This window comes from Thermodesulfobacteriota bacterium (genome assembly GCA_040758155.1).
In the GTDB taxonomy this organism is placed as follows: Bacteria; Desulfobacterota; Deferrimicrobia; order Deferrimicrobiales; family Deferrimicrobiaceae; genus UBA2219.
Genome location: JBFLWB010000110.1, coordinates 1 through 7,446, shown reverse-complemented (window position 1 = coordinate 7,446; position 7,446 = coordinate 1). Strand labels below are relative to the sequence as shown.

Annotated in this window: 7 protein-coding genes; all 7 read left to right on the top strand. The window is 67.8% G+C overall.

What is annotated here, in order from left to right; all coding sequences use genetic code 11:
• Positions 1-319 precede the first annotated feature (319 nt).
• Genes AB1346_07105 through AB1346_07075 form a run of 7 tightly spaced genes read left to right on the top strand, consistent with a single transcriptional unit; the run spans position 320 to position 7,241 of the window.
• Entirely contained in the window at positions 320-760 is a 441-nt protein-coding gene (locus AB1346_07105; GenBank protein MEW6720199.1) for a transcriptional repressor, read from the top strand.
• Complete coding sequence (gene feoB, locus AB1346_07100) at positions 757-2,730, top strand: ferrous iron transport protein B (GenBank protein ID MEW6720198.1); 1,974 nt, start codon at positions 757-759, stop codon at positions 2,728-2,730. The genes AB1346_07105 and feoB overlap by 4 nt, the downstream gene beginning before the upstream one ends.
• On the top strand, positions 2,730-2,939 hold the full coding sequence (locus tag AB1346_07095) for a hypothetical protein (GenBank protein ID MEW6720197.1): 210 nt from the start codon (positions 2,730-2,732) through the stop codon (positions 2,937-2,939). Before feoB ends, AB1346_07095 begins: the two co-directional genes overlap by 1 nt.
• Entirely contained in the window at positions 2,936-3,583 is a 648-nt protein-coding gene (locus tag AB1346_07090) for a metal-dependent transcriptional regulator (GenBank protein ID MEW6720196.1), read from the top strand. The genes AB1346_07095 and AB1346_07090 overlap by 4 nt, the downstream gene beginning before the upstream one ends.
• Positions 3,558-4,814: a PEGA domain-containing protein gene (locus AB1346_07085; protein ID MEW6720195.1), complete on the top strand. Its 1,257-nt coding sequence runs from the start codon at positions 3,558-3,560 to the stop codon at positions 4,812-4,814. The genes AB1346_07090 and AB1346_07085 overlap by 26 nt, the downstream gene beginning before the upstream one ends.
• 34 nt (positions 4,815-4,848) lie before the next feature.
• Positions 4,849-5,145 carry a septum formation initiator family protein gene (locus AB1346_07080; GenBank protein MEW6720194.1) on the top strand — a complete coding sequence of 99 codons (297 nt, stop codon included), beginning with the start codon at positions 4,849-4,851 and terminating at the stop codon, positions 5,143-5,145.
• 53 nt (positions 5,146-5,198) lie between these two features.
• Entirely contained in the window at positions 5,199-7,241 is a 2,043-nt protein-coding gene (locus AB1346_07075) for a GGDEF domain-containing protein (GenBank protein ID MEW6720193.1), read from the top strand.
• Positions 7,242-7,446: the final 205 nt, after the last annotated feature.

Sequence of the window (7,446 nt, the reverse complement as noted above, 5' to 3'; positions counted from 1 at the left end):
AAAGGCGGAGAAGCCGGAGAAGAAGGGAGCGGGCCGGGGGAAGCAGGATGTGAAGCCGGCGCGTGCTCCGCGCAAGAGCCCGGGCGAGTAACAGAGGAAGGGGAACGGTTCCCCACCGGAAAAGGCCAGGAAGACCGACGGCCCCTCGCATCGAGGGGCCGTTTTCATTGATGCCATGGATGGCATCATGCCGCGAAGGCCAGGGATGGCCGGGAGCGGCGATTCCGACCACTTCGGAGAAGATTTCCTTGACCACCGTTCCTCTTGCATGTATCATGAAAATGAATTTCAAGATCACAAGGAACGGATTCCCGTCGATTTGAAGGCCGTCCTGAAAAACATCGAGGACCGGATCGTGTCCTCGGGGGGGAAGCGGAGCAGGAGCCGCGCCGCGGTGATGGAAGCGTTCTTCCGCGCGCGGAACCACGTCACCGTGGAAGAGCTTGCCCGCGCGGTGCGCAGCGCCTCCCCGCGCGTCGGGACGGTCACGGTCTACCGCACCCTGAAACTTCTCTCCCGGATGGGGTACGCCAAGGAGCTCGATTTCGGCGACGGAGCCCGCCGGTACGAAAGCAACCTTGCGGCGCACCACGACCACCTCGTCTGCACCGTCTGCGGGCGGGTCATCGAGTTCGAGGATCCGGAAATCGAGAAGCTCCAGGAGCTGGTCACGCGTCGGCACGGATTCCTCCCCGCCGCGCACCGCCTGGAGATCTTCGGCCGCTGCACGCGTTGCGCTTCCGGGAGCGGGGAAGGATGAAGCCCGTGTCCGCGGAGAAAGGGGCGCGTTCCGGCGCCGTGATCCTGGTGGGGAACCCCAACGTCGGGAAGAGCGTGGTGTTCGGGGCGCTCACCGGCCGGTACGTCAACGTCTCGAACTACCCGGGCACGACCGTGGAGGTCACCCGCGGGGAGGCGAGGGACCGCGGAAAGGTCTACGAGGTCATCGACACCCCCGGCGTGTACTCCCTGCTCCCGATGTCGGAGGACGAGCGGGTGACCCGGGACATCCTCATGAGGGAAACCGGGGCGAGCGTCCTCCAGGTCTGCGACGCGAGAAACATGCGGCGCTCCCTGATGATCACCATCCAGCTTGCGGAGATGGGGGTCCCGCTGGTGCTTGCGGTGAACATGGCGGACGAGGCGAGAAACGAAGGGGTGATGCCCCGGCTGGAGATGTTGTCGGAGCATCTCCGGGTCCCCGCGGCGGCGACCGTTGCCGTCCGGAAGCAGGGGACGGACAAGCTGCTTCCGCTGCTTGAGAATCCTTCCCCGGCGATCGTCTCCATCCATTACGGGGGCCGGATCGAGGAGGCGATCGCGGGCATGGAGGAGCTGCTCCCGAGGGAAACGCCGATCGGGAAACGCGCCCTCGCCCTGATGCTGCTCTGCGGGGACGATTCTCTGACCCCGTGGCTCGCCGGGACCCTCTCCGCGCAGCGGATCCGCGAGATGAACGCGCTCAGGAACCGGCTGACCGAGGCCGCGGGCGAGGACATCGCCTACAAGGTGAACCAGACGCGGCTGGCGTGGATCGACCGCCTGCTGGGGGTCCTCGGCAGGGAGGAGGCCCCCCCGAAGGGATTCGACTTCGCACAGCGGTTCGGGCGGCTCTCGATGGACCCGGTGTACGGCGTCCCCATCCTGGCGGGCGTGCTGTTCCTCGCCTACGAATTCGTCGGCGTGTTCGGAGCGGGGTATCTCGTGGACCTGCTCGAAGCTACGGTGTTCGAGGGGTATGTCGTTCCGGCCGCCGCGTGGGCGGTCGACCGCGTCTTCCCGTGGCCCTTCGTGAAGGATCTCCTCGTGGGGCCGTACGGCCTGGTCTCGATGGCGCTCTCCTACGCGATCGCCATCGTCCTGCCGATCGTCGGGACGTTCTTCTTCGGATTCGGGATCCTGGAGGATTCCGGGTACCTTCCCCGGCTCGCGGTGATGGTGGACCGGGCCTTTAAAAAGATCGGCTGCAACGGGAAGGCGGTCCTGCCGATGATCCTGGGGCTGGGGTGCGACACGATGGCCACCCTGACGACGCGTATCCTCGAGACGCGGCGGGAACGCATCATCGTCACGCTCCTGCTCGCGCTCGGGATTCCCTGTTCGGCGCAGCTCGGCGTCATTCTCGGGATGCTCGCGGAGATCGGGCCGGCGGCCTCCCTGACCTGGTTCTCCATCCTCGTCGGGGTCATCTTCCTGGTGGGATACCTTGCGGCGAAGGTGCTGCCGGGGGAGTCCTCGGACTTCATCCTGGAAATCCCCCCCATCCGCTGGCCGAAGCCTTCGAACCTCCTGGTGAAGACGATGGCGCGCATCGAATGGTACCTGAGGGAGGCGGTCCCCCTTTTCATTTTGGGCACGCTGATCCTCTTCGCGTCGGACCGGCTGGGATTCCTGCCCTGGGTCCAGAAGGCGGCCGAGCCGCTGGTCGTGAAGATGCTGGACCTGCCGCCGAAGACCGCGGAGGCGTTCCTGATCGGCTTCCTGAGGAGGGATTACGGCGCGGCCGGCCTATTCAGCATGGCTAAGGCCGGGTTGCTGACGAACCTGCAGGTCGTGGTCAGCCTTATCACCATCACCCTGTTCATACCGTGCCTGGCCAACCTGCTGGTGATCTACAAGGAGCACGGGGGGAAGGTGACCGCCGGGATGGCGCTGTTCATCTTCCCGTTCGCCGTCTTCGTGGGGGCGGCGGTCAATTTCGCCGCGCGCTGGCTGGGGGTGACGTTCTGATGGGCGACGCTCCGCGCGGAAAGACTCCCTGCCCGCTATGCGGCTTCGAGATCGATCTTGAGGACCGGGCCTGCCGCAAGTCCGGCTGCCCCATGGGGAAAAGCTGCACCCTTGTCTGCTGCCCGAGATGCCGGTACTCTTTCCCCATGCCCGAGTCGAAGGTGATCGATTTCCTGAAATCACTTTTCCCGAAAGGAAAGGCCTCATGACCCAGTACGGCCAGGACGAGATCCTGGAGCTGTTGTGGACGCTCCGGGAGGAAGGAAAGAGCCGCCGCTCGGACCTGCTGAGCAGCACGGAGGAGGAGTCTCCCGAGGCGCTGCTGGAGGAGCTCCGCTCCGCCGGGCAGATCGAGCTCTCGGGAGACGAGATCCGGATGACCCGCACCGGGGAGGAGCGCGCCAGGGGCATCATCCGCCGGCACCGGCTGGCGGAGGTGCTGCTGCACAACCTCTTCGAGGTCGAGTCGCAGCAGCTCGAGAGCAGCGCCTGCCAGTTCGAGCACATCCTTTCGGAAAAGGTCACGGAAAGCGTCTGCGCCTTCCTGGGGCACCCCCCCGCCTGCCCGCACGGACAGCCGATCCCCCGGGGGGAATGCTGCGACCGGATCCGCACGGACATCCGGCCGCTCGTGACGCGCCTGTCCGACGCGTCGCTCGGAGCCCCCGTCCGGATCGTCTTCATCACCCCGAAATCGGTCAGGCGACTCGAGAAGCTGTCCTCCATGGGCGTCGTGCCCGGAAGCACCGTTCGCCTGATGCAGCGGAATCCGTCCCACGTGCTCCAGATCGGCCAGACGACGATCGCCGTGGACAGGGACATCACGGATGAGATTTACGTCAAGCAGGCGTAGCGCGGTCGCCTGCCTTCTGTTCGCCGTCCTGTCGGTCCGATGGGCGGTTCCGCCCGCTTCGGCGACGTCGGAAGGCCCGGAAGCCGCCCTCTTCCTGAAATACGCCGCCCCCGACATCCCGGAGTCCGTTTCCCGGGAGATCCTGGACCCGGTTCCGGGGCTCCTGTCGAAGTCCGTGCGGGTCCGCTTCGTTCCCGCCCCGGCGGAGGCGCCCCCTTCCGGCCCCGATCCGGCGTCCTTGTTCCCGGTCCCCGGCGACGCGGCCCTCCGCAGGATCGCCGGGAAGATATCCAAGGCGTCCGCGCACATGGAAAAGGTGGAGAACGATGCCGCAGAGGCCCTACTTTCCGAGGCGGAGAAGGAAGCGCGCGCCTTCCGATTCACGGAATCGACCCTGCCGTTCCTCGCGGAGATCTACCTGAGGGAGGGGATCCTGAAGCTCCGGAAAGCGGATCTCCCGGCGGCGGAGAGCCTGCTGGCCCGCTCCCGCGCCCTTCGCCCCGGCTTCAACCCGGACCCGGCGCTCTTTCCTCCGCAGCTCATCGCAGCCTGGGAACGGGCCAGGCGCCGCCCCCTTCCGGAACCGGAGCTCCTGGTGCAATCGCTGCCCTCCGGGGCGGGGATCGAAGTGGACGGCGAGTACAAGGGGAAGACGCCCTCCCGGATCCGGCCGGGGAAAACGGGGCCGGTGAAAGTGCGCGTCTTCCACAAGGGGTACCGGGATGCGGTGCGGATCGGGCAGTGGCTTCCGGGCGACGCGGAGACGCTCGACTTCGCGCTGTCCGGCGACCGCGTGGCGAGGCTCGGAGAGCTTCTGGGGGAAGGCGCGGGAAGGGAAGGAAAGGGGACGGGGCCCCTCATCGACGAGTTCGCCTCCGCTGCGGGAGTCTCCCGCATCGCGGTGATGACCCTCGAAAAGGACGGCTCGGGGGAGGGATACCGCGCCAGGGCATATGCCAGGTCGGCCGCGGGCGGGGATCCCGTTTATCTCGGGGAGAAGGAGATTCCAGCCGGGAGCGGCGCTTCCGAAGGGGCCGGCAAGTGGGTGGCGGCGGGGCTCCTCGGCAGCGGATGGCCCGCCGAAACGGAAGACCGGGAATCGAAACCGTGGTACAAGAAGTGGTGGGTCTGGGGGGCGTTGATCTCCGGGGTGGGGATCGCGGCGGCGCTGGCCGCGGGCGGCGGCTCGGGAGGCGGCGGTGGCGGCTCGTCCGTCGCGGTGAGTTTCTGAAAGGAACGGTGGCATCCGGCCGATGAAAAAGCCCGTGAACGAAACCGATCGAAGCGGGATCCGCCTCCCGCTCCTCATCGCGGCGGCCCTCGTGCTGATCGGCATCTTCATCTCCCTTTTCCGGGACATGGGGATCATCGGGCTGTGGAAGCTGCGGAACACGGAGCGGCAGCTCCGCGCCGAGGTGGAGGTTCTCCGGAAGGAGAACGCCGAGCTGAAAAGCCAGGTGGAGGGGCTCCGCAGCAATCCCGCGGTGATCGAGGACGAGGCCCGGCGGCTCGGCCTGATCAAGGAGAAGGAAAAAGTGATCGTCGTCCCGCCTCGTCGATAGTGCTCCCCGCCCGCGATCTGGCGGGGTTCCTCGCTCCGCCGTATCTCCTTGCATTGATTGCGCTCCGCCTCCTCGGCGCGGGGGACCGGGTCCTGCTCGCCGCCTGCGTTGCCGGCATCGCCGGCTTCGGCGTCGTGCTGGCGGGATACCTCGCCGCGCGAAGGGAGGGGGCGAGGGTTCCTCCGCGGAACGCGCTCCTGATGTGGGCGGGCGCCGCCGGCCTCGCGCTCCATGGCGCGTCCCCTTTCGTCGCGGGAACCCGGGCCGTCCCCGCGGCGCTGTTCTTTTTCCTCGGATACGGCCTGCGGCCCGCGGCGTCCGTGCCTTCCATGCTCGGCGTCGCCGGCTGGCTCGGGACGATATCTTTCGGCACCGCCGGCAAGGCGCGGGAACTCGCATCGATCGCCGTCGTTGCGGCCGTCTCGGGGGCGGCCGGGATCTTTCTCCGGAGATGCCGCGTGAAGCAGGAGCCGGAGGATGCGCTCGCGCGGGAAACGACCGCCGGCAGCCGCTCCCTGGTCCTTCCCTGGGAAGAGCCCCGGAAGGGCGGGCAGCCCCCCGGCGAGGGGGCGACCGAGGAGGCCGTGCTCCTGAGGCGGGAGCTCGACCTGAAGGACGGTATCCGCCGGGCGCTGGAAGGGCTCCTGCCCATGATCGGGGCCGCGCATGTCGCGTACGTGTGGCCCTCGCCGGCGCCGGGATCCGCGGGCCACGAGGGTCTCCTCGTGAGCCGTGGAGCGGGGCCGGCGGGCCGGTTCCCGGTTCCGGACACGTACGTGCCGGTCCGGGAGGCCGCCCTGTTCCGCCGTCCCTTCCTCGAGGAAGGGAACGCCGCGCAGATGTACGCCCCGCCGGGCCTCGGCGCGGGTTTCCGGGCGACCGGGATCGTCGCCGTCCCCGTGCTTTGCGGAGAGAAGGTGGAGGGGGTCCTTCTCGGGATCCGGGAGGAGGACGGGGGCTGGCCGGATTCCACCACGTCCCTGGCCGAGCTGGTGGCGTATTTCCTCGGGCGCGATATCGAGAAGGTCCGCCTCCTGCACCAGGGGGAGCGATACCTGATCCGGGAAGACTGGTATCACCGGATGGTCCGGAAGATGGCCCAGGCAGGGGAGGAGGAGCCGGAAGGGACGGAAGGCGGTCTGCCGCTACGTCGGCAGCGGGTCTACGCGGAGTCGATCGGTCAGTTGAGGCGGCAGGTCGGAGCCACCCGGGCGCTGCTGATCGGAACGAGCGACGGAGGGAAGACCGGATACGTGACGTGGGAAGAGTCGGATTCCCGATCGGGCGGATCCGACCGTCCCGAGCCCATCGCGGAGAGCTACGTCGGGTGGGTGATCCGGACCGGCTCCCGCCGGATCTTCACCGACGCCCAGGGAGCTTCCCGGGGGCAGGGGGTGCTTCCGACGGCCTGGAGGAACGAGGGGGAGCGGTCGTTCCTCCTGCTTCCCGTGGCCGGAGCCGGCGGTTTCCGGGGGGCCGTCGTCTGCTGTCACACGGAGGAGGGGCGCTTCCACCGCCAGCATGCCGAAACCGCGCGGGACGTCACGGAGGTCATGCAGCTCGGCCTCTCCCACGTGGCGCACCTGGAGGAGCTTGCGAGGCGGGCCTCGACCGACGGCCTGACGGGACTCCCCAACCGGAAGGCGTTCCTCGAGCGGCTCGAGACCGAGCTGGCGCGCCTGGACGGCCGTCACCCGCTGGCGGTGATCATGATGGACATCGATCACTTCAAGCGGATCAACGACAGCTACGGCCACCCGTTCGGGGACGAGGTGCTGCGGCGGGTCGCGTCCGTCCTCGGGAAGGCGATCCGGCGGGGCGATGCGGCCGGAAGATACGGCGGGGAGGAGTTCGTCCTCTTCCTTTCCTTGACCGACCCGGTGAAGGCCATGGAAGGGGCGGAGCGCTTCCGGCGGATGGTGCGACAAACGAAGTTTCAGCACGGGGGGCGCGAGGTCGCCGTCACCGCCTCCTTCGGGGTGTCCTGCGCGCCGGGGCACGGGACCGCCGCGGGGGAGCTGCTGAAGCGCGCGGACGAGGCCCTCTATCTGTCCAAGCAGCGCGGCCGGGACCGGGTGACGCTGTTTCCGGGCTGATTCCCCGGCACCTCCGCATCCCGTCCCCTCGCGTTGACACTCTGCCGGGGCCGGGATAAACTTCAAAGCTTACGGATATTTCCCCTTTGAGGCGGTGTTTGAACATTCGGGAAATTGTAGAGGGCCTTGTATCCTCCGCGGTGAGGAGGAAGGTCGGTGAATGGGGAGGGGACGCCGACATCCCCGTTTCCCTTGAAATTCCGCG